27 protein-coding genes are annotated in these 23,332 nt (G+C 39.7%); 8 read left to right on the top strand and 19 right to left on the bottom strand.

Annotated features, from left to right (window positions below):
- Window positions 1–188 precede the first annotated feature (188 nt).
- The 3 genes from KK060_RS06255 to KK060_RS06245 are packed head-to-tail and all read left to right on the top strand — an operon-like array spanning window position 189 to window position 3,091.
- Window positions 189–716 carry a hypothetical protein gene (locus KK060_RS06255; protein WP_254152845.1) on the top strand — a complete coding sequence of 176 codons (528 nt, stop codon included), beginning with the start codon at window positions 189–191 and terminating at the stop codon, window positions 714–716.
- A gap of 2 nt (window positions 717–718) precedes the next feature.
- Entirely contained in the window at window positions 719–1,186 is a 468-nt protein-coding gene (locus KK060_RS06250) for a DUF421 domain-containing protein (RefSeq protein ID WP_254152844.1), read from the top strand.
- A 51-nt stretch (window positions 1,187–1,237) separates the two neighbouring features.
- Window positions 1,238–3,091, top strand: coding sequence for a glycoside hydrolase family 15 protein (locus KK060_RS06245; protein ID WP_254152843.1), 1,854 nt, complete (start codon window positions 1,238–1,240; stop codon window positions 3,089–3,091).
- Window positions 3,092–3,395: 304 nt separating this feature from the next.
- Here KK060_RS06245 and KK060_RS06240 read toward each other — a convergent pair whose 3' ends face one another.
- Entirely contained in the window at window positions 3,396–4,115 is a 720-nt protein-coding gene (locus tag KK060_RS06240) for a hypothetical protein (protein WP_254152842.1), read from the bottom strand.
- Between the two features lie 39 nt (window positions 4,116–4,154).
- Window positions 4,155–4,796, bottom strand: a complete 642-nt coding sequence (locus KK060_RS06235; RefSeq protein WP_254152841.1) for a DUF421 domain-containing protein — start codon at window positions 4,794–4,796, stop codon at window positions 4,155–4,157.
- Window positions 4,797–5,045: 249 nt separating this feature from the next.
- Between KK060_RS06235 and KK060_RS06230 the strand changes: the two genes are divergently transcribed.
- The 3 genes from KK060_RS06230 to KK060_RS06220 are packed head-to-tail and all read left to right on the top strand — an operon-like array spanning window position 5,046 to window position 7,549.
- Window positions 5,046–5,735, top strand: a complete 690-nt coding sequence (locus KK060_RS06230) for a DUF421 domain-containing protein (RefSeq protein WP_254152840.1) — start codon at window positions 5,046–5,048, stop codon at window positions 5,733–5,735.
- A 21-nt stretch (window positions 5,736–5,756) separates the two neighbouring features.
- Entirely contained in the window at window positions 5,757–6,440 is a 684-nt protein-coding gene (locus KK060_RS06225; protein ID WP_254152839.1) for a DUF421 domain-containing protein, read from the top strand.
- Window positions 6,441–6,460: 20 nt separating this feature from the next.
- Window positions 6,461–7,549 carry a M20/M25/M40 family metallo-hydrolase gene (locus tag KK060_RS06220; RefSeq protein ID WP_254152838.1) on the top strand — a complete coding sequence of 363 codons (1,089 nt, stop codon included), beginning with the start codon at window positions 6,461–6,463 and terminating at the stop codon, window positions 7,547–7,549.
- A gap of 43 nt (window positions 7,550–7,592) precedes the next feature.
- On the opposite strand, the gene KK060_RS06215 is transcribed toward KK060_RS06220, so the two are convergent.
- The 8 genes from KK060_RS06215 to KK060_RS06180 all read right to left on the bottom strand — a co-directional run bounded on the left by KK060_RS06215 (window position 7,593) and on the right by KK060_RS06180 (window position 16,088).
- The gene (locus KK060_RS06215) at window positions 7,593–8,774 is read right to left on the bottom strand and encodes a S1C family serine protease (RefSeq protein WP_254152837.1); all 1,182 of its coding nucleotides are present in this window, start codon (window positions 8,772–8,774) and stop codon (window positions 7,593–7,595) included.
- An 83-nt stretch (window positions 8,775–8,857) separates the two neighbouring features.
- A complete protein-coding gene (locus KK060_RS06210) occupies window positions 8,858–9,514 on the bottom strand; it encodes an alpha-ketoglutarate-dependent dioxygenase AlkB (RefSeq protein WP_254152836.1) in 657 nt (218 codons plus the stop codon).
- A 16-nt stretch (window positions 9,515–9,530) separates the two neighbouring features.
- A complete protein-coding gene (locus tag KK060_RS06205) occupies window positions 9,531–11,015 on the bottom strand; it encodes an aldehyde dehydrogenase family protein (protein WP_254152835.1) in 1,485 nt (494 codons plus the stop codon).
- Between the two features lie 2 nt (window positions 11,016–11,017).
- Window positions 11,018–11,884 (bottom strand): aldo/keto reductase, encoded by an 867-nt coding sequence (locus KK060_RS06200; RefSeq protein WP_254152834.1) that lies wholly within the window; start codon window positions 11,882–11,884, stop codon window positions 11,018–11,020.
- Between the two features lie 399 nt (window positions 11,885–12,283).
- Window positions 12,284–13,084 (bottom strand): glycosyltransferase family 2 protein, encoded by an 801-nt coding sequence (locus KK060_RS06195; protein ID WP_254152833.1) that lies wholly within the window; start codon window positions 13,082–13,084, stop codon window positions 12,284–12,286.
- 117 nt (window positions 13,085–13,201) lie between these two features.
- On the bottom strand, window positions 13,202–13,936 hold the full coding sequence (locus KK060_RS06190; RefSeq protein ID WP_254152832.1) for an SDR family oxidoreductase: 735 nt from the start codon (window positions 13,934–13,936) through the stop codon (window positions 13,202–13,204).
- A 7-nt stretch (window positions 13,937–13,943) separates the two neighbouring features.
- Window positions 13,944–14,948 carry a glycosyltransferase family 4 protein gene (locus KK060_RS06185; protein ID WP_254152831.1) on the bottom strand — a complete coding sequence of 335 codons (1,005 nt, stop codon included), beginning with the start codon at window positions 14,946–14,948 and terminating at the stop codon, window positions 13,944–13,946.
- A 12-nt stretch (window positions 14,949–14,960) separates the two neighbouring features.
- The gene (locus KK060_RS06180; RefSeq protein ID WP_254152830.1) at window positions 14,961–16,088 is read right to left on the bottom strand and encodes a glycosyltransferase family 9 protein; all 1,128 of its coding nucleotides are present in this window, start codon (window positions 16,086–16,088) and stop codon (window positions 14,961–14,963) included.
- A gap of 220 nt (window positions 16,089–16,308) precedes the next feature.
- On the opposite strand from KK060_RS06180, the gene KK060_RS06175 reads away from it, so the two are divergent.
- Window positions 16,309–17,061 (top strand): endonuclease/exonuclease/phosphatase family protein, encoded by a 753-nt coding sequence (locus KK060_RS06175; RefSeq protein ID WP_254152829.1) that lies wholly within the window; start codon window positions 16,309–16,311, stop codon window positions 17,059–17,061.
- Window positions 17,062–17,125: 64 nt separating this feature from the next.
- Here KK060_RS06175 and KK060_RS06170 read toward each other — a convergent pair whose 3' ends face one another.
- The 4 genes from KK060_RS06170 to KK060_RS06155 form a co-directional block, all read right to left on the bottom strand.
- Window positions 17,126–17,530, bottom strand: coding sequence for a VOC family protein (locus KK060_RS06170; RefSeq protein WP_254152828.1), 405 nt, complete (start codon window positions 17,528–17,530; stop codon window positions 17,126–17,128).
- A 110-nt stretch (window positions 17,531–17,640) separates the two neighbouring features.
- Window positions 17,641–18,432, bottom strand: coding sequence for a carboxylesterase family protein (locus KK060_RS06165; protein ID WP_254152827.1), 792 nt, complete (start codon window positions 18,430–18,432; stop codon window positions 17,641–17,643).
- A 336-nt stretch (window positions 18,433–18,768) separates the two neighbouring features.
- On the bottom strand, window positions 18,769–19,368 hold the full coding sequence (locus KK060_RS06160) for a DUF6624 domain-containing protein (RefSeq protein WP_254152826.1): 600 nt from the start codon (window positions 19,366–19,368) through the stop codon (window positions 18,769–18,771).
- A 50-nt stretch (window positions 19,369–19,418) separates the two neighbouring features.
- Window positions 19,419–19,838 (bottom strand): winged helix-turn-helix transcriptional regulator, encoded by a 420-nt coding sequence (locus tag KK060_RS06155; protein WP_254152825.1) that lies wholly within the window; start codon window positions 19,836–19,838, stop codon window positions 19,419–19,421.
- A 129-nt stretch (window positions 19,839–19,967) separates the two neighbouring features.
- Between KK060_RS06155 and KK060_RS06150 the strand changes: the two genes are divergently transcribed.
- Entirely contained in the window at window positions 19,968–20,723 is a 756-nt protein-coding gene (locus KK060_RS06150) for an SDR family NAD(P)-dependent oxidoreductase (protein ID WP_254152824.1), read from the top strand.
- A gap of 89 nt (window positions 20,724–20,812) precedes the next feature.
- Here the strand turns inward: KK060_RS06150 and KK060_RS06145 are convergent, their stop codons facing one another.
- The 5 genes from KK060_RS06145 to KK060_RS06125 form a co-directional block, all read right to left on the bottom strand.
- A complete protein-coding gene (locus KK060_RS06145) occupies window positions 20,813–21,178 on the bottom strand; it encodes a nuclear transport factor 2 family protein (RefSeq protein WP_254152823.1) in 366 nt (121 codons plus the stop codon).
- 37 nt (window positions 21,179–21,215) lie between these two features.
- Entirely contained in the window at window positions 21,216–21,665 is a 450-nt protein-coding gene (gene arr, locus KK060_RS06140) for an NAD(+)--rifampin ADP-ribosyltransferase (RefSeq protein WP_254152822.1), read from the bottom strand.
- Complete coding sequence (locus KK060_RS06135; protein WP_254152821.1) at window positions 21,652–22,110, bottom strand: MarR family winged helix-turn-helix transcriptional regulator; 459 nt, start codon at window positions 22,108–22,110, stop codon at window positions 21,652–21,654. The genes arr and KK060_RS06135 overlap by 14 nt, the downstream gene beginning before the upstream one ends.
- 103 nt (window positions 22,111–22,213) lie before the next feature.
- On the bottom strand, window positions 22,214–22,624 hold the full coding sequence (locus tag KK060_RS06130) for a VOC family protein (RefSeq protein WP_254152820.1): 411 nt from the start codon (window positions 22,622–22,624) through the stop codon (window positions 22,214–22,216).
- A gap of 174 nt (window positions 22,625–22,798) precedes the next feature.
- Window positions 22,799–23,317, bottom strand: a complete 519-nt coding sequence (locus KK060_RS06125; RefSeq protein ID WP_254152819.1) for a GNAT family N-acetyltransferase — start codon at window positions 23,315–23,317, stop codon at window positions 22,799–22,801.
- Window positions 23,318–23,332: the final 15 nt, after the last annotated feature.

The raw sequence follows: 23,332 nt of genomic DNA, 5'->3' as shown, positions 1-23,332 counted from the left end.
TCAATACAAAAGGAGGAAGAGTACATTATAGCAGCTGTAATTTTGGAGTAAATCTTTGTTTTTGCACGAATAAAAGGTATTTGAAAAACAGTAAGCATTCTTCTTAATTTTCCTTTAACGATTTCTCTATTTTCTATTTCTGTGGCACAACTTTTAAGCGAGCATAAAACGTTTGAAAACACGTGTTTATGAAAATAGCCCAGCATTCAGTTTCTGAAAAAGATTTATCCGTAATAAATATTGAGAAAGACATCTCTTCCATTAACAAGGATTATAAATATCAACGAATAAGTTGGCCAATTCAAAAAGTCTTTTGGATTCTTATAACAGGTGTTCTTGTCTTCGGCTTACTAGGCGGATTTGGTGACCACGATTTTATGAGTAGAAAAACTGCCAACCTTCCAGGAGCGGAGGTTGAATATGAAAGGTTTTTACGAATTGAAAAGAGTTTTGAAATGAGACTAACTCTGGATGATACGGTTAAAGATTTTTCTGTTGGTCTTAATAGAGATTATTTCGATAAGGTGAAAATAACTGACGTAATTCCTGAAGCACGCGATGTTTTTGCACGGGGTAATAGCATCGTTTATCAATTTAATTCAGATCAGGGCGGCACAATAGTTTTTCATCTAGATCCGATGAAGATGGGAAGTCAAAAACTGGAACTTGAGGTTAACGGTAAAAAAGCCTTCTTGTCTCAATACGTATATTTCTAGCAATGGAATCGGTCATTATACGGTCAGCAATTGTTTACATGTTCCTCTTCGTGGTGCTGCGAATGGCAGGAAAGCGGACATTGTCTGAGATGACAACATTTGATTTAATACTTGTGCTGATCATTAGTGAAGCAACGCAACAAGCATTGATTGATGATGACCACTCCATAATGGGGGGAATGCTTGTTATACTCACCCTTGTATTTATTGATTTCATACTGGCTATGTTTTCCAGTAAGTTCAGAATCTTCGACAAGATCATTAACGGTGTCCCCATGTTTCTGTTGGAGAATGGTACACTGCATCTCGATAGAATGAAGAAGGCCAGGGTGCAGCTTGAAGATATTTTGGAAGCTGCACGTAAAACACATGGTCTTGAAAGCATAGACGAAATTAAATCTGCAGTACTTGAAAAAGATGGATCCATTAGTGTTGTTCCTAAGTATAAGGACAAGCTCCTGGGTGTATAGCAGTATGTGAAATAAAAATGAGGTGATTTTTTAAAGTTTTAAATGTAGTTGATGGAGCAGGATAATAATGAATACCAACCGATTGAGAACTATGGTGTAATTGGCGACTTAAATACAGTAGCACTGGTTGGATTAAATGGTTCTATCGACTTTATGTGTTTCCCTTATTTTGACTCGCCAACTATTTTCGCCGCTATTCTGGATAAAGATAAGGGTGGGTATTTTAAAATTACTCCGGAACCTAACCACACACGGCAAAAGCAACTTTATCTTCCTGATACCAATGTATTGCTCACGCGATTTCTCGAGCGGCAGGGTATAGGCGAGATTGCAGATTTTATGCCTGTTCAGAGTGATCTGATCAGTAAAAGATTAATAAGAATTGTTACCTGTGTACATGGACATTTGCATTTTACTATGGAATGCCGGCCCAGGTTTAATTACGGCAGAACAGGGCATACTGTACATAGGCAAAGTGATACCGAAATACTTCTCAGAAGCAGTGACGGCAAGAACTCAACAGATCTGCGATTTTCCTCTACCATTCCCCTCAATGTAAAAGATAATGATATAGAAGTAGACTTTACATTAAATACGGGTGATAGTGTAATCTTTATCCTTGAATACCTGGATGGCAGTAATACCAAGGGCAATAAGGATCTGAGAGACTATGCGAGTAAGTCGTTATATGATACCATAAATTATTGGAAGAGCTGGGTAAGCAGAGGTACCTACAAAGGGCGTTGGATGGAAACAGTATATCGTTCAGCCCTGGTTTTAAAGTTGATGACCTCAAAGAAGCACGGTTCTATTATTGCGTCACCTACCTTTGGCTTACCTGAAGAGATAGGCGGCGTAAGAAACTGGGACTATCGTTATACTTGGATTCGCGATGCCTCCTTTAGTGTATATACTTTACTTAAATTGGGTTACAAGCGCGAAACCCGTGATTTTATTCACTGGGTAGAGAAGCAATGTAACGAAATTGCTGAGGCCGGAAGCTTGCAATTAATGTATCGGATAGATGGAAGCAAAGAACTGGAGGAACAGGAACTTGACCACCTTTCCGGATATAAAAATACACGACCCGTAAGAATTGGCAACGCCGCATACAACCAGGTACAACTCGACATCTATGGCGAGTTGCTCGATGCAATTTATCTATATGATAAGCATGCTGAACCCATTTCTTACGATTTCTGGTGTAACTTATCCAGGCAGGTAGACTGGGTGTGCGATCACTGGCATACACCAGACCAGGGTATATGGGAGGTAAGGGGAGGAGAGCGTGAATTTCTGTACTCGCGTATGATGTGTTGGGTGGCGCTGGACCGAGCTATGAAAATCGCGAAAGCACACTCGTTTCCATTGCCAGGCAAGTGGCGTAAGGAAAGAGATAAGATATTCATATCCATTCATGAAGAATTCTGGAATGAGGATCTCAAGTGCTTTGTACAATATAAAGGAGCTGACTCTGTCGATGCAGCAACCCTTCTCATGCCCCTGGTGCGTTTTATAGCACCAAAAGATCCAAGGTGGCTTTCAACACTAAAACGTATAGAAGAACAACTCGTATCAGATTCACTCGTATACCGGTACAGACCAGACGAGTCTATGGAAGGTCTGACAGGAGGTGAGGGAACATTCTCTATGTGTACCTTCTGGTATGTTGAATGTCTTGCTAAGTCTGGCCAGTTAAATAAAGCACGCCTCTGCTTTGAAAAGATGCTGGGGTATGCCAACCATGCCGGGCTATATGCAGAGCAGCTCGGTCTTCAGGGAGAACATCTGGGCAATTTCCCTCAAGCCTTTACCCACCTTGGTCTTATCTCCGCGGCCTTAAGCCTCGATAAACAATTTAATGATCAGCGTAACAAGGAAGAAGAGGAAATCGAGAATCAATGACGCAAGGATTGAAAGTGGTTTCCCAAGGCGTATTCCAAAAGCGATGTATATAAGTGCCGTTTCGGGTGAAATACGTTCGATATACATCGTAGAAACAGCGTAAATAGCTTGTAAATACGGTGTAGGATCGACAAAACGCCCTTTTCTCGAACCTACATCGAACATTCATCGAACCTACTTCGAGCCTACCATCTATTCAGCATGTTATCGCGGCGTAATAAGCCTAATGGGCCAGGAGTTAACCAGAGTTGGTTTTAGAGGTTGAATGACCGTTTTGGCAGGCTTCTGACTAAGAAATGAGGTGTTAATTCTTTGAGATCTGGATTATTCCTCCCCTGTCATTGTCACTTCCTGGTACAGGTAGTTGTATGCCAATTTCAATTTTCCAGTTCTTTGGAAGGGTAAATTCAAGGCCAGTATTAAAAACGCTTAAAGAAGAGTTTCCCGTAATTACTTCGCCAATAAAATACATCTTATTCTTTAGCAGGGCCAGGTCAATGCCTGCCATCGCTCCCCAATTTGTTCCTTCTCCCGCATATTGTTTATTGGCATAATAGGCTCCGGCAACAAATACGTAATCACCATCACTTATATCCAGCGCACCGTTGATGTAATCGAAGTTTACGAACTTAATTTCGTTGTTGTGTTTTGCAGCGTTTATGCCACTCCTTGTTCCGATACCTATCTGGAAATCATTTGTGATGATAAAAGCTTTCTGCATGTTGATAAGGAAGTCCGGGTTTTCATCTGGATGATTATCAGGGTCAACTTCTATACCTTGTGATCTTTTAAAATCAAGCTGATGGATTGTTAGTCCCACTTCGAAGTTGTAACCGAGTCCATAAGTAAAGGTTGTTGCAGCGTTGATCTCTTCCTTTGTGAAGACGGCTTGCTGCTGAAAGAAGAGTTTTTTATATTCTACAATTTCAGTTGTAGGTACATCAAACAGATTGTGTTGTGAAAATCCGGTGTCAGGTATGAGTACGCCAGTAAGAGAGAAAATTATAAGCACTAGTTTTTTCATCAGCGATGTTCATTAAAAACATGTACCTGATGGCTCTTTTTAAGCAATTACTTTTTTATTTGTGCTTGTATCTTTTGTGTTTGAGATAACACTTATTCTCCCATCCATTTCCATGTAAGCTTCCTTTACTTCCTTGAGAGAAGCCACTCCTTGCTCTCTAACCTGGCTCATGAGCTCGTCTTCTGTTATAAACTCTTTTCGTAAATTCTTTTTTATCAATACACCATTTTTAACCAATAGCAATGCAGGAGGGTGGATAAGCTTTTGAATCCATGGAAAATGAAATCCAAGATAATTTAAGAAGTGGCTCCATAAAAGTATGGTGCATACGAGAAGTATTCCGTCCGTTACAGAATGATAATCGTCGGACATTCCATTTTGAATGGCATCGGCAAGCATAACTACAACCAGTAAGTCAGTCATCCCTAAAGTACCCGCTTCTCTTTTTAAAACAACACGCAACAGTATGAATATGGCAAGATAGGTAACGCTGCCGCGTATAACGATTTCTATTAATGGTGTTTCAGGAACAAAAATCTTTTTCCAATCTGGCTGAGAAAACGGCCCTTCAATCTGCTTTCCTGCAATTTCCTTTTTTGTGCTTACTTCAGCTGTTGGCAGGAAAGCTGTAATTATAGATAAGCTTACCAGAAATAGAAATATGATAATGATAACCTTCATGTAGTGTCGTTAGCAGCTATCGATTAGTATAAATCGTGATTAATAAAATACCAATGGAATTGGTGTTACTCAACTTTTATACCTGAAGAAAGCATGTAATCAATTGTACATAGGGTTCAAAAATGGTTTACAAGCACTGCTAACGCTTGTCTGGATTTTCCTCTACAATAACGATGGGCGTTTACACACTTGAAACAGCACTTTCTTATGTGATGATTTTTGATTTATAATATAGTTGAAGAGTTGACTATGAAAAAGGACGATATACAGTCATGGGATTGGCAACGCATACTGTTTGGACAAGCGCCACCAACATTTCTTGTTGAAGTTCTAATCCGTACAATTATAGTCTATCTATTTCTGCTGGTTATTCTTAGACTTTTAGGTAAACGAATGGATGGCCAACTCACATTAACTGAGATGGCAGTAGTTGTTACCTTTGGGGCCATTGTTTCGGTTCCTATGCAATTGCCGGATAAAGGCATACTTCTCGGCATCCTCGCGTTACTTTTAGCAGCGGCATTTCAAAGAGGCTTTAACTGGTTAAATGTTAAGAATGATAAGATGGAAGAGATTACGCAGGGAACCATGAATATCCTCGTAAAGGATGGACTTGTGCAGTTGGATGAAATGAAAAAAGTAGGATTATCGAAACAACATCTTTTTGCCGCCTTACGAAAGGAAAAGATCTTTAATCTGGGAAACGTTAAGCGTGTATACTTTGAAGCATGTGGGCTTTTTAGTATTTATTCTGAAGAAGAGGCGAAGCCCGGCTTACCAACTTTTCCGTCCAATGAACTCGAGTTTGTTCATACTCAAACGAAAATAGATGAGTCAAGAATTGCTTGTTGTAATTGTGGTTATGTAGCCGAAACTACAGATCGTAATATCTCTTGTGAAAACTGCGGCGATAAAAACTGGATTGAGGCAATCTATTAGTAATTAGTTAGGAGAGACTTTATGAAACCGGAAGATATTAAATTATGGGATTGGCATCGCATGTTTATAGGAGAAGTACCTCCTGTATTTTTACTTGAGATTATGTTAAGGATGACGTTGGTGTACATTATCCTTATGGCATCCATGCGTTTACTGGGTAAGAGAATGGCAGCGCAGCTTACACGTAATGAATTAGCTGCCATGGTTTCGCTCGCTGCAGCCGTGGGTGTGCCTATTCTCTCTCCTGATAGAGGAATACTTCCATCTTTTGTTATAGCCATCGTTGTGGTTTCCATTAGCAGAGGAATTGCTTTAATATCAGCGCGAAGTCAAAAATCAGAAACAATTACTCAAGGACGGATTGACACACTTGTAAAAGACGGTGTGATGGATTTAAAAACGATGACGAAAACACGCATTACCAAAGAGCGGATCATGGCACAGCTGCGTTATGAAAAGCTAAAGCACCTGGGGGAGGTAAAGCGTTTATTCATTGAAGCGAACGGAATTTTTACGCTTATTAAATCCGATAAGCCAAAGCCTGGCTTACCCGTTATACCAGAGTCAGATAAAGAATTTTTAAAGCAATTAAAGCCCAACGGTATAATGGTTTGCTATGTTTGCGGCCGCCCGCGTGGGCCAGGAAAGCCTAATCAGGAGTGTCCGAATTGTAGACACATTAATTGGGTAATTGCAGTACAGTAATGAGGAGTAAAAAAGAAGTTATGATAACAACAGAGACAGCATTTAAAATTTCGAAAGAAGATATAACATGGCTTAAACAGTACATTAAGAATTCTTCCCCATCAGGAAATGAAGTGAGCGGCCAGAAAATATGGCTTGACTACATTACACCTTATATTGATGATTACTTTACTGATGCTTATGGCAACGTTGCTGCAGTAATAAATCCGGGTCAAAAATTTAAGGTGGTAATAGAAGCACATGCAGATGAGATTGCCTGGTATGTTCATTTTATTACCAAAGATGGATTTCTTCACGTTGAAAAGAATGGAGGCATAGACCCGGGTATTGCACCATCGCAACGCGTGATCATTCGCACGGAAACGGGTACTGTTAAAGGAATTTTTGGATGGCCTGCTATTCATACCCGTTCATCTTCAAAACAACCCACCCCTGATAATATTTTCGTTGACTGCGGATGTAGAAGTAAAAAGGAGGTAGAAGAGCTAGGCATACAAATAGGCGATTGTATTACCTATGAATCCGGTTTATCCGTTTTAAATAAAAGATTCTTTGTGGGTCGCGGGCAGGATAATAAGATGGGTGGATATATGATAGCAAATGTTGCTAAACTTTTGCGCGAAAACGACGTGAAGTTACCTTACACGCTTTACATCGTCAATGCTGTACAGGAGGAAGTTGGCTTGCGCGGAGCGAGTATGATGTCTAACAGAATACAACCAGATGTTGCTATTGTAACGGATGTTACACATGCAACACATACGCCATTGGTAAGTGAACTAAAGCAGGGAGACATAGCACTGGGCAGGGGCCCTGTAATCAAAAAGGCGCCGCCAATTCATAATAAGCTTCGGGAATATATTGTAAATACGGCTCGTGAAAATAATATCCCTTTTCAACTTTCAGTTTCTGCTAAGAAAAGTGGTACGGATGCAGATGCATTTGCATATACGAAAGCTGGTATTCCATCTGCTTTGATTTCATTACCGCTGCGCTACATGCATACGACAGTTGAGACAACAGCAAAAAGTGATATAAGAAATACGGTAAAGTTACTTTACGAGGTAGTTCAGAACATGTCCCCTGATTTCGACTTTAAATATTTATAAAATAGTATTGATTTAAGTGAATAGGAAAACGAGGAGCTGGTGATTATGAATTCACCAGCTCTTTTGCTTCTTGTAGCTTTACAGAAACTTCTTTTTTCTTTCCTTCTCTTTGTACAGTCACATTCAATACATCACCGGGTTTGTGGCTTGCAACGATCTCCATAAGCTGGGGTGTACTTTGTATTGCTGTTCCGTTAATTTCTGAAATTACATCTTTTATTTTGATACCTGCTTTCTGCGCGGCTCCGTTGCGTGCCAGGTTTGCTACTACAACACCTTGAGAGATATCAAGTCCCATTTCTTTAGCAAGTTGTCCGTTTAAATCTTGTATCACAACACCTAGGTATCCTCGTTGTACCTCTCCATGTTTGATGAGATCGTCCATTACGCGCTTTACGATGTTGCTGGGAACAGCGAAGGCATAGCCGGCAAATGTTCCGGTAGGCGTGGCAATGGCAGTATTAATGCCAACAAGTTCTCCTCTTAGGTTTACGAGTGCGCCGCCACTATTGCCTGGGTTAACTGCAGCATCAGTTTGTATGAACGACTCTATTGCAGAGTTGTCACTTAAAATATGAATGTTACGTGCTTTTGCACTTACTATGCCTGCTGTTACAGTAGAGGCCAGGTTAAATGGATTTCCTACAGCTAGCACCCAATCACCAACTCTTACTTCATCCGAGTTGGCCAGCTTTGCTACCGGTAAATTACTTTCATCAATTTTCAAAACAGCAAGGTCTGTTGAAGGATCAGCACCCACAACTTTTGCTTTGTAATCTCGACCACTGGAAAGTGAGACAATTACTTCCTGCGCATTATCAATAACGTGATTGTTGGTGACGATATATCCATCGTTAGATACAATAACACCTGAGCCAGAAGCTTCCTGTAACTGCTCTTCCTGCCATTCACGATTTTTATACTGTTGCTGCCAGAATTCGTCGCCGAAAAAGTCGTAAAATGGATTTCGCTGTGCTCGGGCTGCAATGCGAGAGCGAATATGCACTACTTGCTTTAGTGTTGTTTCTGCAGCTTCTCCAAAACCAACGCTAAACACATTGTTGATCGAGTCTGCTGCGGATGAACCAGTATATGATGTGCGCTTTGCTAATGGATTAACGATAGTGTTTGATGCAGACGTATCGTCTTTTTCAAAACTCTTATAGAGAAAGATGGCGACTATGCCACCAACTAAAGCGATAAGGAGTTGTCCCAATATTTTCATAGATTATAGATTAAGATTCTAAGGCTTCATGCTATAATTCTATGCCCTCTAAGTAGATGTTGTTTAAGAATACCTTATTCTTATCAATGCTGTGCATCATTTCTTAACGTACGAAGGGTAATTGAATATCGAACGGCTTTAACGGGGGTAATACTGTGCTCCCACTCACTCCGTGATGCCCCATCAATAACGTATAAAGAGCGCCTCTTTACAGGAAGTGAGATAATTGATTTTCTTCCTTGCTTTTCTTTGTCATAAGGACGTAGGCGAAAAGTGCAGTCTGATGAAAGCGAAATACCTGCAATGAGTTCAAAAGGTGGTGCATCACGGTGCCAGTTAATTACTGAACCTACTGGATATTCTGTGACCAGGAGTTCAGCAAAACGTTCTTTGTCGATATTTAACTTGTCGGATATTTTTTGTAGGAGGAAGTCAAATCCCTCTGGAATAGGTTCTCCCTTGGTAATAGACCTTTGATTGAAGTTATAATCGTAGCCAAAGCTCTTTACCTTTCTTTTTGCTTCATACCCTTGGAACTGAAAGGTGTGTAACTGTACTTCCTTTATTTCATGAAGAAGTTTTTCTTCTTCTGCCATTGATAAAAACTCAGGTATGTATGAAAAACCTTCAGGTGTAACGGGATTTATAGGGAATAACGTGTCCATGGTGATGCTTAGAAAACAATGATACAAAAAAGCAGTAAGAAGTGAGAATAGAATCTCGCTCTTACTGCTTTCCATAATTGAATTCTTTCCGTTAGATCGGGTAGTTTCGCGGTGTCATTTGAACACTTACCCATTGAACGGTGGTCATTTCTTCTATGATGAAATCATTGCCGAAACGTCCAACACCTGATTGTTTTTCACCTCCAAACGGTGTGTTTGGTTCGTCGTTTACTGATTGGTCATTAATATGGATCATTCCTGTTTCTACTTCACGCGCTACCCTTATTCCGCGTTGAAGATTTGTTGTATGCAGTGCACCGCTCAGTCCAAATTCTGTTGCGTTGGCAAGTTCAATAGCCTCATCGTCGTTGCTGAAAGATATCAATCCTACAGCAGGGCCAAATACTTCTTCCTTGAAGATTGGTGTGTCTTTCGTTACGTTAGAAAGAATTGTTGGCTGGAGTACATTACCTTGTGCCTTTCCTCCAATTTCCAATTTAGCTCCTGCTTTCACAGAACGGTCAATAAGATCAAGCACGCGTTTCACTGCTTTGTTGTCAATGAGCGGTCCTATGGCAATGTCTTCATTTCTTGGATCACCATACTTGAGTGACGATGCCTTGGCAATAAACTTCTCCTTAAATTCTTCAAATATATTTTTATGAATAAGAATGCGGTTGGTAGACATGCATATTTCAGCCTGGTGCATAAATCTTCCAAAGATTGCTGCTTTGACAGCAAGATCTACATTGGCGTCATCAAGAATGATAAATGGATTGTTTCCACCAAGTTCAAGCGCTAATTTCTTAAGGCCTTCTCCACCAATCTTCCCTATATTTTTGCCCACAGGCGTTGAACCTGTAAAGGAGACGAGTTTAGAAACAGGGTGACCTGTAAAATAGTCTCCGATAACGCTCGATCTACCTGTAACAATATTTAATACACCCGGGGGTAGCCCTGCTTCCTCCAATACTTTCGCCATAAATGTACCTCCGGTTACCGGTGATTGAGAAGCTGGTTTTACTACAACCGTGTTGCCACAGGCGATCGCTGGTGCAATGGAACGCATGGAAAGATACATCGGAAAATTCCATGGGCTTATTACCGCTATTACACCTAAGGGCTTACGAAATACATAGCTTTCTTTTCCTGGTGTTAGAGAAGGGATAATTAAGCCGTTCAATCGGGTAGGATAGGAGGAAGCTTCGAGTAGCATGTTGTATGTTTGTGTTACTTCAACATTAGCTTTTACATAAGTGCTTCCTACTTCTTTGATGAGCCAGTCTACGGCTTCATCTTTCCTTTGCATCAGAATTTGTGCTGCCTTTATCAGTATATCACGCTTTGTTGTAGGTAGTTCGTCGGCCCATTTTCTTTGCCTTTCTTTGGCTACCTGAAAAGCGTTATCTACATCTTTTTTGCCTACGCTTTTAAAAGTAGCTATCACTGAGTTATCAAAAGGATTATGCACTTCCAGTTGATCATCTTCGCTCCCATCTATCCATTGACCATCGATAAACTGTTTGTTCAGGTTGTCGTATAGGGCCACATCGTTTCTAACTTCGCTTGCTACCATAACTATTTTGTTATTTCAGTGGTTTGTAATTCTTCAAGTTCTACAATATCCTCCTCAGAGAGGGAAATGTCTTTTGCTTTAAAATTCTCTTCAAGATGCTTTACGCTGGATGTGCCCGGAATCAATAGGATATTGGGAGAGTGATGTAATAGCCAGCTTAAGGCCACCTGATGGGCAGTTGCATTATGCTTCTGCGCTATTTTTCCAAGTTTCTCTAGTGCTTTTACGTTACCTGCATTGAGTGGGTACCATGGTATGAAGGCCATGTTGTTATCCTCACAATATTCAAGTACTGATTCCCACTTTCTGTTATCTACACTATACATGTTTTGAACCGATACAATTTCTACGAAGTCCTGTGCCTTTTTAACTTCTTCAACACTTACTTCAGAAAGGCCAATGTGTTTTATTAGTCCATTTTGCTGAGCCTGTTTTAAAAAGTTCATTGTGTCTTCAAACGGCACCTTTGGATCTACCCGGTGCAGTTGATACAAATCTATTTTGTCAAGCTTTAAACGTTTAAGACTTCCTTCTAATGCCTTGGTAAGATGATCAGGATGTGAGTTAATTGGCCACTGGTTAGGACCTGTACGTGTAAGGCCTCCTTTGGTAGCAATTATAAGACCCTTCGTGTAAGGGTGTAACGCTTCAGCTATCAGCTCTTCTGATATATGCGGACCATAGCTATCTGCAGTATCAATAAAGTTAATACCTAGTTCTACTGCTCGCTTTAAGACTCTTATTGCTTCCTCGCGATCTTTTGGAGGACCCCAGATACCATCGCCGGTTATACGCATTGCGCCATAACCCATTCTGTTTACAGTAAGATCATTGCCGATCGTAAAAGTTTTTTCGAAAGTTGCTTTCATACATTTCCTTATTTTGTTTCTAATGATTTATTGTTGCCTTGCAGTTTTACTATGTCCAATTGTAATTGCTATAACCATGTAAAGAATCACCCTTACTGAAATTATCATTCCATTCAGGTGTATTACTTATTTCTTTATATGTTTAGTAACATCGTTGAATAAGAATTGTTCTTTCTAAAATTGTCAACAGTCTTGCTGCGCGCCAGGACGTATTTTATCAAGATGGATGTATCAAGAACAACTGGTAATGTGTAAATCGAAGTAAATAAAGAAACTTGTTATATAAGGGAGGTAAATACATGTATGTAAAGTGAGAGATAAAAGAGTAGTTGTTGCCATTTAGTAAATGGCAAGCTATGTCTCGTATCACTCTCTTTTGCTACCTATTTTTCGTCTTGCTTAAATAGCAAGGACTTCAGGAGCATTTATTGTTCTGTCAGGAACGGTAGTCTCCAATTCCTGGTGGTATACCCCTGTAGGCAGTATACCACATCCACCATGTTTCTTCATTACCCTTAATTGAGCAAGGACATCTTCACCACAGTGACGTTCCGGAAGTTTCTCCCAGAAATTAAATCCACCTACATCAGCAAGCTTTTGCGCATCGTACATAACACAACCTCCAACCCAGGCTACCTTGTAGCTGATTGGTGTGGACGGATCAGCTTTTAAATTTTGTTGTACGTGATATACATTAGCAGCATTATGTAATTTGTAGCGTTGCCATTCACTAGTGCCCGGCAGAACATCTTCCGGTTGAACTTTATCCCAAAGTTCAATGTGTTGTTCGTGCGGACGAACTACATTGAGATAACTTAATCCAATCACGGCAGAGCCTACAAATCCGCAGCCTTCTCTTTCTATTGTCTCTTTCATTACCTGTACTACATAAGGTTCAAGAATTAAGTCGTCATCGAGAAAGAGAACATAAGGTGCAGCGGATTGATCAAGTAAAAATTGCCGTTGCTGTGCCATGCCGCGAGGAGGTAGATTTTTAAGAATGCTTGTTTTTACTCCTCTCAGTTCTAAAAGCCTAATTGCTGTTTGTACCGAATTGTCTTTATAGATTTCGTCATCAGGGGATTGATCTGACACAATAATATCGAAATCGTTTTCTTTTTGATAACACAAGCTGGTTAACGTTACTGCTAGTGCTTTTAATCTTTTATAAGTAGGTATAAGTATATGAATAGATTTCATATCGTTTAGTAAGTAGTCTTATATGGACAGAGGTGTATAGAAAAAATCAGGCCTGTAACAATCCGAAGATTATTACAGGCCTGATGCTAGAAATTGAGCAATTAATTCTCTAGCCGATTAAGGCCATGATGTTTCTGTCATTGGTATAACCATAAGCTCTGGAATTACGCTGCCGTTTGGTTGAGTTAATACATAACGTATTGATTCAGCTACGTTTTCGGGGTTCTGCAGCAGGTTCAGATCAATGTCAGGGAAGCGATCTAATAAGAACGGAGTTTGCATACCACCGGCAACAAGTGCTGTTACTTTAATTTTATCTTTTCTCGCTTCTGAGTGAATAGCATGGCTGAAGCCTGAAAGACCCCACTTACTTGCATGATATGCGGAAGCATTTGGCCACGCTCTTTTTGAAGCCGTCGAAGTTATGTTAATAATATGGCCACTACCATTTTTCTTCATGTACGGATAAACAGCTTTGGTTACAATGAATGGTCCTGTAAGGTTAACATCTATTACCTGCCTCCATTCTTTATACGATAACTCTTCAATTGATTTTGTATAGTCAACACCGGCATTGTTAACAATTACATCAATTTTGCCGTGGTCGTTCACTATCTTCTTAACTGTTTCCTCTACATTATTTTCATCAGTAACGTTTAAAGTATAGCCATAAGCCTTCTTGCCCTGAGAAGTAATTTCGTTAACAGTCTTTTCCAGCAAAGATGCATTTACGTCTGTGGCAATCATAATAGCGCCATCTTCAGACAAAATGCGACATATAGCTGCGCCTAGGCCCCGGGCAGCTCCTGTTACGAGTATTACTTTTCCTTCAATTGTATTTAATTGTTTCATAATTTATTTATGGTTCAGATTCGCTGTAAATACTTTCTGTTATGTTATTGTTTACATACGTTTTGTTAACTACCTGGTGGAAAATCTTAAGCCAGTCATTAGTAAAACGCTTCATGTTGAATTTCTGGAGTGCTGTTTCTCTTGCACCCTGCGAAAGTGTTTGTGCCTTGTCAGGATTATTAAGCAACATCTTCATCTTCTCGATAAGAAAATCAACATCAGTTGATATATACCCCGATTGGCCATTGGTTACTGTTATAGACATCTCGGTTGTAGCCAATCCGACAATGGGCAGGCCAGCCATCATCGCTTCACAAACGGAAAGCCCGAGACTGGTATAACGGATTGGATTAAAGAAAAACCTGTATTGAGAAATTAGTTCGGGAAGCTTCCTGTTGTTAATATCCCCTAGTCCTCCAACTTCTTCTGAACCCATTCCTACAATGTCCAACGGAATTTCTTCTCTTACTTTTTTAAATACGTCTAATCCGAGACGTCTTCCTCGCTTAACGATACCGTTGATAACCACGATACCTTTATCAAGTGTACCTTTATATAAATACCCGGGGTCAACCACGCCATGCTCAATCACTGTTGTCGGAGAACTATTATTATCCCACATTAGTCTGTTGAAGTGTGTAACGTGAGCAAGTAAGGTATTTGGATCGTCTACCACATGTTTGGTGTCTGTTGGTACCTCACGTGGAGGATCATGCTCGAGATATATCTTAGGAAGAGCACGTTGCTTATCACTTAAAATTTCATACTGGTCGTGCGTATAGTTCTTTTTTGATTGGAAGAGTATAACATCAAATTCAAGATTCTTTACTTCCTCAGCAGGCACGCTTATCACATTATCACCCCATGGAAAGCTCGGTGTTCTTGCCCCATATCCTTCTTCCTTACTGTTTTTGTGAGGAAGATAAAACGTACAGGGGGTTTGTGTAAGGTAATATAAATAACTACCGTGTATGTGCCATGTTAAAACTCTCAGATTACTTCTCTCAGTCATGTTGTTGTTTCATTAATGATATACAAATTCCTTCTGCCTCACTTTTTTATCCATCGATGTTTGTAACAATTCTTCCGCTGCCCTGTAAACTTGATCAACAGTTATATCTCTCACGAATGATATCTCATGCCTGCACGTTGTAGATGATGGCTCAAAGGGATAAGGATCATTAGGAATGATACCACAATAAGGGCATTCCATTTTCCAGCTAATCACAGGCCTGTGAATTCTTCGGTTAAGAGGTGCCCAGTTAATAGCATTAGGAGCCCAGTATATTCCTACCGTGGGACACTGTACAGCTTGCGCTACATGTAGGGGCCCTGTGTCAGGCGATACCATCAGTGAAGCTGAAGAGGCGAGCGCAGCGAGACCTCCTATGCTTACGCCGCAGGCATTAATGGCTTGGTGCTGCATGCCATTGATGATTGTATCTGCTATCATGCGGTCGGCTTCAGATCCTGTAAATAGTACTTCAATACCATCCTGACGGAGCGAATCGGCCAGCCTGATATAGTTTTCCCAGGGCCACATCCTTCTGTTATCATTTGCTACAGGGTTGATGAGCACATAAGGCTTACCTCCCAGATAGCTCATAATCTCCCGTATCTCATTTTTGTCAGACTCAAGCACAGAGAGTCGTGGCTCTGTTTCATGTGTAACAGCGCCAATCAGTTTTACAATTTCGAGATATCGCAGTACTTCCGGCTGATAGTAGTAGTATTGGATAAAACGATCAACCCGCTCTGCTTCCTTTGTCCATGAGCCTACCGTGAGCTTTGCTCCCAATTGTTTAAGAAAGGGGTTAGCAGAAATACCATATCCCTGAAAGCTAATGGCTATGTCGAACTGCTCTTTACGCATCCTCTCAAAGAAGGCTTTTACATCATTCGTATCTTCAGCGCGATCTTCCTCGTTTCGGATTCCCTTTTTTACAGGTACAATGATTACCCTATCTATTGGTGTTCTGCCTCTAACAAGGAACTCCTGATGCCATGGTTTTCCGAGGAGGACGATTTCCGCATATGGGTAAGTTGCGCGAAGTGCATGAAGCGCGGGAAGTGTTACAACGAAATCACCGAGGGCGTTAGCTCTCAGGACAGCAATCTTCTTCACATCTTTTACGTACCCCGGATAATTCATCGTAGTTTTTGGAATGGGAATAAAAACAGGTGAATAGAAGCGTAAAAAAGTAATGCCGCCTGTAAAAGGATTTGTTCAGAATAAAAAGGATAGCAAATGGGGAACTAATTGCATTTTTTAGATGCCACGTCGAAGAAATGTGTTCTCTTTAGAGGAGGACCTGGTAATGCACAAGAGGCACAGAATTTTTAAAATCGCTACCTGATTTAAACTTACCGAAATGCTCCGAATCGTTACTTTGAACCTAAACTACTACGTGGATAAACACGGCCCCTGGGAAACCAGAAAAAAACTTATCATTGATCAACTTCAAAAAACTGATCCGCATATTGTCGCTTTCCAGGCGGTAGCAAAAGATGCAAAATTGTATGATGGAAAAGACCAGGCATTTCAGATATGTGAAGAGCTGAGCGGTTTTCAGTCACACTATTTTCAAGAGGCTCAAACAACATCTGAAGGTTTGCAACAGGGCAGTGCGATTATCTCAAAGTTTCATATGCTTGATAAAAGCTTTCAGAACTTAAGCCTGTTACAAGGCTTTGATGATACAAATAAGAGAGCGCTGTTGAAGGCTACGTTTAAGAGACCTAACGGAACTTTTAACTTTTATAACGCACACTTTTCATGGGTACATGAACAGGCTACTAAAAATGTTGAGGAAGCATTACAGTTTATGCAAAAAGATAACGCTCCTTCTTTGTTAGCAGGAGATTTAAATACATTATCTGACAGCACGGCCTTTGTGCCCTTCAAACAGGCAGGTATGATAGATGCATGGCAACAGGCAAATGGAGATAAGGAGGGATTTACTTTCGAATCCGATAAACCATCGATCCGCATCGATTACTTCTGGATTTCATCAGAACTTGCAAAAGAATTGAATAAGGTAGAAATCATTTCTCATCCTCAGAATAGCAATGCAAGACTTTCAGACCATCTTGGATTAATGCTCGAGTTGAATGTAAAGGTGTAATAGCTGAAGTTACCGATACTTTTCTTGGTAGGAATTAGCCGCCAATAAATGCGTGGCTAATTTTCTATTTAATTTTACTAACAATCTGCACAGGATTGCCATCAGGATCATATACCCAGGCAGCTCTAAGATTTGATAAAAAATTATGAGGCTTACTTATTTCTCTAACTTCATTTTTTATTAGTAGATCAAAAATCACGTCTACATTATCTGTCCAAAGGGCTATCTCTGCCCTTGGAGGACCCGATGAAGCAGGAATGTTATGAATATTTTTCGCGGCTTCCATTGAGGCTACACCTAAGATGAAGTTATCCAGTTTAAGTTCTATGTGAACAGGCTCGCCCTCTGACGGAGTTCTGAAAATTTCAGAGAAGCCAAAGAAGCGCACATAGAAATGCGAGACTGCTTGTACGTCTCTTACATAAAGATTTACTTGTGGATTTCTAAATGTTGGTTTCGAGCGTGTCATTGTTCGGCTTAGCTTATTTTATTAACAAGGTATTACATTTCGCCTTTCCAAATAAAGTAGCTTTTTAATTTACTACTGTTTATCACAGTTTATGTTCAATAAGGGACCTGCTATTTTTTAGAAGTAGAAAATATCCACGAGCAGAAATCAGGCTCAGCAGAAGCGTTGGCCCAACTCCTCTGATGACTGGCTTCAGGATACAACTTAAAGGATACTGAAGCGCCAGAAGCCTTGAGCGCTTTTGCCATCTTTTCAGTTTTACTACTTGATACAACATCGTCTTTCTTGCCTGCGAAGATGCGCCATTTTGTTTTGGCCATGGAAGCAGCTTTGTTTGCATCACCATCTCCTGAAACAGCAACAGCAGATTTAAATGTGCCGGGATACTGCGCAACCATTGCAAACGTGCCGTAGGCTCCCATTGAGAAACCAGCAATGTTTATTTGATTCTTGTCAATAGAATGTTTTGCAACAAGGCTATCCAATAAGCCCTTAAGTGTTTGTGTTATGGACTTATCAAACCAGTAATTGCTAACTGGACATTGGGGAAAGACAATAAATGCAGGATACTTTTCTCTAATAGTATCAGCCTGAAAAAGTTTTGAGCCGAGCGAGAGCTGTTGTTTATTATCGGTTCCTCTTTCTCCAACGCCGTGTAGTAATAGAAGTAAAGGATACTTTTTGCTTGCATCATAATTTCGTGGAAGTAAAATGCGGTAGGGCATTTCTTGAAACTTGCCAGATGCGTATGATTCGGAATTGATGGTTATCGTAGACCCTTCAGTGTTCTTCTTCTCTATAGCGGCAGTTTGCTGCTCAATTGTTGCTAGGACCTCTTCGTCTTTGTCACAACCTGCAATTAATAGGGTCATGAATATAAATACATATAGAACCGGCTTCATGGTTTAGGATAAGTAATTAAATGGTGATGAGTGATGCACTGACCTATAACGTCAAGTGATATTGAAATTAGCTGTAGCCAACTGGAATATCAGGAGAACCAAGTTTTTCTTCGATAGGAAGCGTATATCCAGAGATTAGTTACCCTATAATATGCAATAGGAGGGAGTAAAATGGAGGATTAAGCAAACTCAAATTGAAAGAACATTCAGTAATAACCAAGGAAAGCCGCTTCAAAAGTTAAATAGTACTAAAGTTACACCACTTGCTTTATAGTACCATCCAGCTAACTGCTTCTCTCGCTTCTGGATAAGGTGCCGACATACGGCTTTTAGAGATTATCTTATCCAGCCAACAGCTTTTCTCCATTGGTCTACTTTGTGTTTTCTTTCTTCAACATCCTGAGGGGGTAATTGATTCTCCGCTTTTACTTGTCTTCTCATAATTTCTGTTTGTTCCTCAAGCGTATTAAGTCCGATAGCCTTACGTCTTTCATTTACTTTCTGCAGGTTATCAAAAGGTTTTGGGTTTAGTTCTCCATTTGCATCCCAATCGAATTGTGTTCCGTAAGATTGTGGCTTTCCTTCCAGCACAGCTATACGGTCCGTAAGGTAGGCTAAATTTCTTGGATCCACTTTGTTTTCACTAACTGCATTAGCTAAAAGTTCAGCACATTTTCTCATGAAGTTTGGTTGACTTATTGAATGTTGGATTATTAACCAGGCTGCCTCACTTGCCTCTTTCCCTACTTTATCAATGGTAGGGTAACCAATTTCATCTATGATCTCTTCTAATCCCTTTGCATTTTGGTTATGCAGTTTCTCCATTTCCTCGTTATACCCTTCTCCTAGTTTTCCATTTTGTATAAGCTGATCTCTAAGTTTGAGGTCTGCATCTCTCATAGAGATTATTCTTTCAGCAATAGTGTTATATTCCATTTTGTTATGGGTATTTATACAAGAGGTCAGGAGAATAAATGTCAATATCACTAATGTACCGCTAATGCTGATGATTGGCGTGCAGGAGTTTTTCCGCACGACATTATTGTTCCTTTATACTTGTTTTCTGATTGTTCTTTTTCCAATTGCTTCTTTCCCCAGTTATGCAAATGCTTTATAAAAGGAATTAACTCTTTTCCTGTATCACTTAGTGAATATTCCACTCTGGGTGGTACTTCATGATATACTTTTCGGATGATGAGATTGTCGTCTTCCAGTTCGCGTAGTGTTTGAGTAAGCATTTTGGTAGTTATATCTGGAAGTGTTCTGCTTAATTCGCCGTAACGCAATACCTTTGTTGAATTTAAATGCCATAAGATGCGCGCTTTGTATTTTCCTCCGATGTGTTTAAAAGCGTAATCAACCCCACACATTTGTGTTGATGGTAAAGTTTTTAATTTATTTTTCATTTTTATAGGACTTTAAATTGTTGAAGACCAACATTACATACTTTTTGGTTCGTAGGATACCAATTGGTACGTACTTGCCTATTGGTATACAAGCAAATTAGTATTGCAGTTCATTTAAAAGAAATAAAAATGAACTTAAAATTAAAAGACAAAGTAGCCGTAGTTACCGGTGCGTCAAAAGGTATTGGTGCAGCCCTTGCAAAAGCATTTGCAAGTGAAGGGGCAAAAGTTGTTGTTAATTACGCATCGAATAAAGAAGGTGCGGATAATGTTGTAAATCAGATTATAAAAAACGGCGGCACTGCAATCGCAGTACAGGCGGATATTACGAAATCGGTAGATGTAAAGAGACTCTTCGAGGAGACAAAAAACGCTTTTGGAAAATTACATATCTTAGTTAATAATGCCGGCGTTTTCATCATTGAATCATTAGAGGCAATAACAGAGAAGAGCTTTCATACACAGGTAAACACGCATTTTTTGGGAAATGTGTTATGTACTCAACAAGCTGTTAAATTATTCGGAGACAGCGGAGGAAGCATCATCAACATCAGTTCTACCGTAAGCGCGAACCCTGTTCCAAATTCGGGTACACTGGTTTACTCTGCAGCAAAAGCAGGTGTCGATAACATGACGAAGTTGCTGGCAAAAGAACTAGGCCCAAAGAAAATTCGAGTAAATACAATTGCCCCAGGTATGACAGAAACAGAGGGGACGCAGGAAGAATTCAGGGGTAGTGAACTTGAAAGACAAATGCTGGCAATTACACCATTGGGTCGCATTGGTCAACCAGAGGACATTGCAAAAGTGGCGATATTCCTCGCGTCTGATGATGCCGGTTGGGTAACCGGTGAACGCATTACGGTTAGTGGTGGATTATTGTAATTATTCTGAGTAGTATAAGAGATGCCGTCTGTAATGGACGGCATCTTGATTATTTCGGAGTTGTTTGCTTTTAAAGGGAAGCTCTCACGTTACTTCTTACTTTCAACAACTGCTAAATTGTTTATAATTCTCCATTCATTATCGGTATCTAGAACCAATGAGTTATAAGAAACAAAGTGGTTTTCTGAACTCTCCAAGCGTAGCTTAACAACTGCAATTGTTTCATTCACGTCAATATTTTCAATATTTATCTTTCTTGGGAGTCCTCCAAAGATTCCTTCTTTAATGTTAGCCAAATATTTTTGCTTGTCAATAATTGTTACGCCTGCAGTGCCCATAAACCCATTATTAGTTACTCGGAAATCCTTGTGCAATACTTTATCCAAGAGCATCACATCACTGTTGTCTCCTCCTTTTACAAAATCCGTAACTGCTTGTTTTACTTTATCTGTCATTTAGATGTATAATATAAGTTCTTTTGAAATGTTGTGCTTACTGGTCGTTCAGAGAATTAATTCCTTGTTCTAAAAGTTTGGCTAACCCGTCTTTCATTGCTTTGACCTGTTCAGGAGGGTGTCCCTGCCAGATTGTAACTTCTCCAACAATCTTAAAAGGATGTGCTGAACGATAGGATTTTGTTGGATTGCCTGGGAATTTTCTGTCTGTTAAATCAGGGTCGTCTTCAATTGGTCCTGTAGGTTCTACTAAGTATATTCTTTCTCTTCCTTCTCCAAAAGCAAGTTCAGCACCCCAAACTGCAGCATCCAATGTAGCTGACAGGAAAATATACCTGGCATTTTTTCTTTGTCCATAGTTTGAATTGAAGCCTACCGTAATGAGGTCACCTATTCTCAAATCAGCTTTTGTGCCGTGAAAATAGGTTTGCTGGAACGGTGTATGTACTGTTGTTGCTGGTACATTATGGTCTTTATTGTTTGTCATTGAATCTTGCATTAGTGGCTGTCATTAGTTCGATAGATTTTAACAAATAGGATTGGATTATCTCTATTTCCTGCTCGGTAAAAGTTGAAATCAACTTATCTGTCTCATTCTGAAATTTTTTATAAAAAGGTTCGAAGAGTGCTTTGATCTTTTTAGAATCCGGTACAATGATTACCTTCCGTCGATCATTCTTGTCGAACTGTCTTTTCAATAGTTTCTTTTTCTCAAACCTGTCTATAAGACCAGTTACAGCACCCGTTGTTAATCCAGATAAAGCAGCAAGTTCACCTGCTGTTAAATTACCTTTTTGAAGAAAGAAGCCTAAATACTTGTGGTCCGTACCGGCAAAACCGGCCATGCGTGCAATGTTTTCATGCATTTGTAATGCGGTATAGGCATATCGCTGACTAACCTTTCTTAAAGCAATCCTGTTTTCGTTGGGCATTTATCTTAACTCATAAATATCTTAGTGACAAAGATAATTAAAAGTATGAATTGTAGATGGATAACTTTAACATTTAAGGAAATTCACAGGCCATTCAGAATTGTTATACTTTTCCTTCAAATCTTTTGATTGCTTCTGGTGAAACAGGGGTAAATAAATTTATCAGGTTGCCATCAGGGTCACGGAACAGAAGGGATTTATTACCCCAAGGCATGGTTGTTGGTTTTTGTATAATGTGGCTTTGAAGAAAGTTAACTAGTTTTTCATAGACGGCGTCTACGTCTTTGACTACGAATTCTATTATAGCAGTGCGGTTTTGAGCAGCTTTTGCAACTTCGTCACCTCCAAAAAATTGTAAAGTTTTAGTGCTTCCAATGGCAAGCGTTGCTGACGGTGTTTTTAATTCAGCAAAATCTGGAGTGTATTGTATTGCTGACATTCCGGTTACGTGCTCATAAAAGCTTACCAACGTTTTTACGTCTGTAGTAATGATTCTAGTTGAAACAAAATTCATAATCCTATCCTTTTTGTTTTAAAGTGAGATAATTGTTTGATACAAAAATGAAATAGGCTTGTGACAACAGTGTGTCAGGAAGGGTAACTTTTTTTATTTTCTTTTAAATAATCTGTAAGGCTTACTTTGGCAGGACTGAAACTTCATTAAGTAAGTTATTGTTGTGCTTTCAATTCAAGAAAACTTAAGGAACATTTGATGGCACAAGTCAAAGTGTGTTTCGTTGACGTAGAATTTGTGGCTTCCTATGCTTGTAAACCCTGCTTTGAGATAAAAATCAATGGCTCTGTTATTACCTACCCAGGTATACAGCCACATACCCGATTGGTTATTGTTTTTAGACAGTTCTATGTTGAAGTTCAAAAGCTCAAGACCTAGTTTCAAACCATAAAAATCTTTCAGTAAATAAATTCTGTCCAGCTTTGTTATGTTTTCTTCAGCAATATTGGGATGTTTAGCATTTAGGATAATTTTTGAAAACCCGGCTGGATTATCTTTGTAATGAATGATGTGGTAAATATTATTTATATCACTAAGTTCTTCCCTGATCGCATTACTGTTATAGTTCCTCTCAAGAAACGCTTGCATCTCTTCTTCTGAACAACTACCCCTGTGAGATTCTGCTACCGATGATTTACCAATAGCTACAATTGAATTGCAGTCTCTTTCCGTTGCCCTTGAAATTGAAGTCATTACTTTCGCTTGTGT

The sequence above is a fragment of the Chryseosolibacter indicum genome (genome assembly GCF_018598585.1).
Classification (GTDB): Bacteria; Bacteroidota; Bacteroidia; order Cytophagales; family Cyclobacteriaceae; genus Chryseosolibacter; species Chryseosolibacter indicus.
This window is presented reverse-complemented; position numbering and strand designations above follow the sequence as displayed.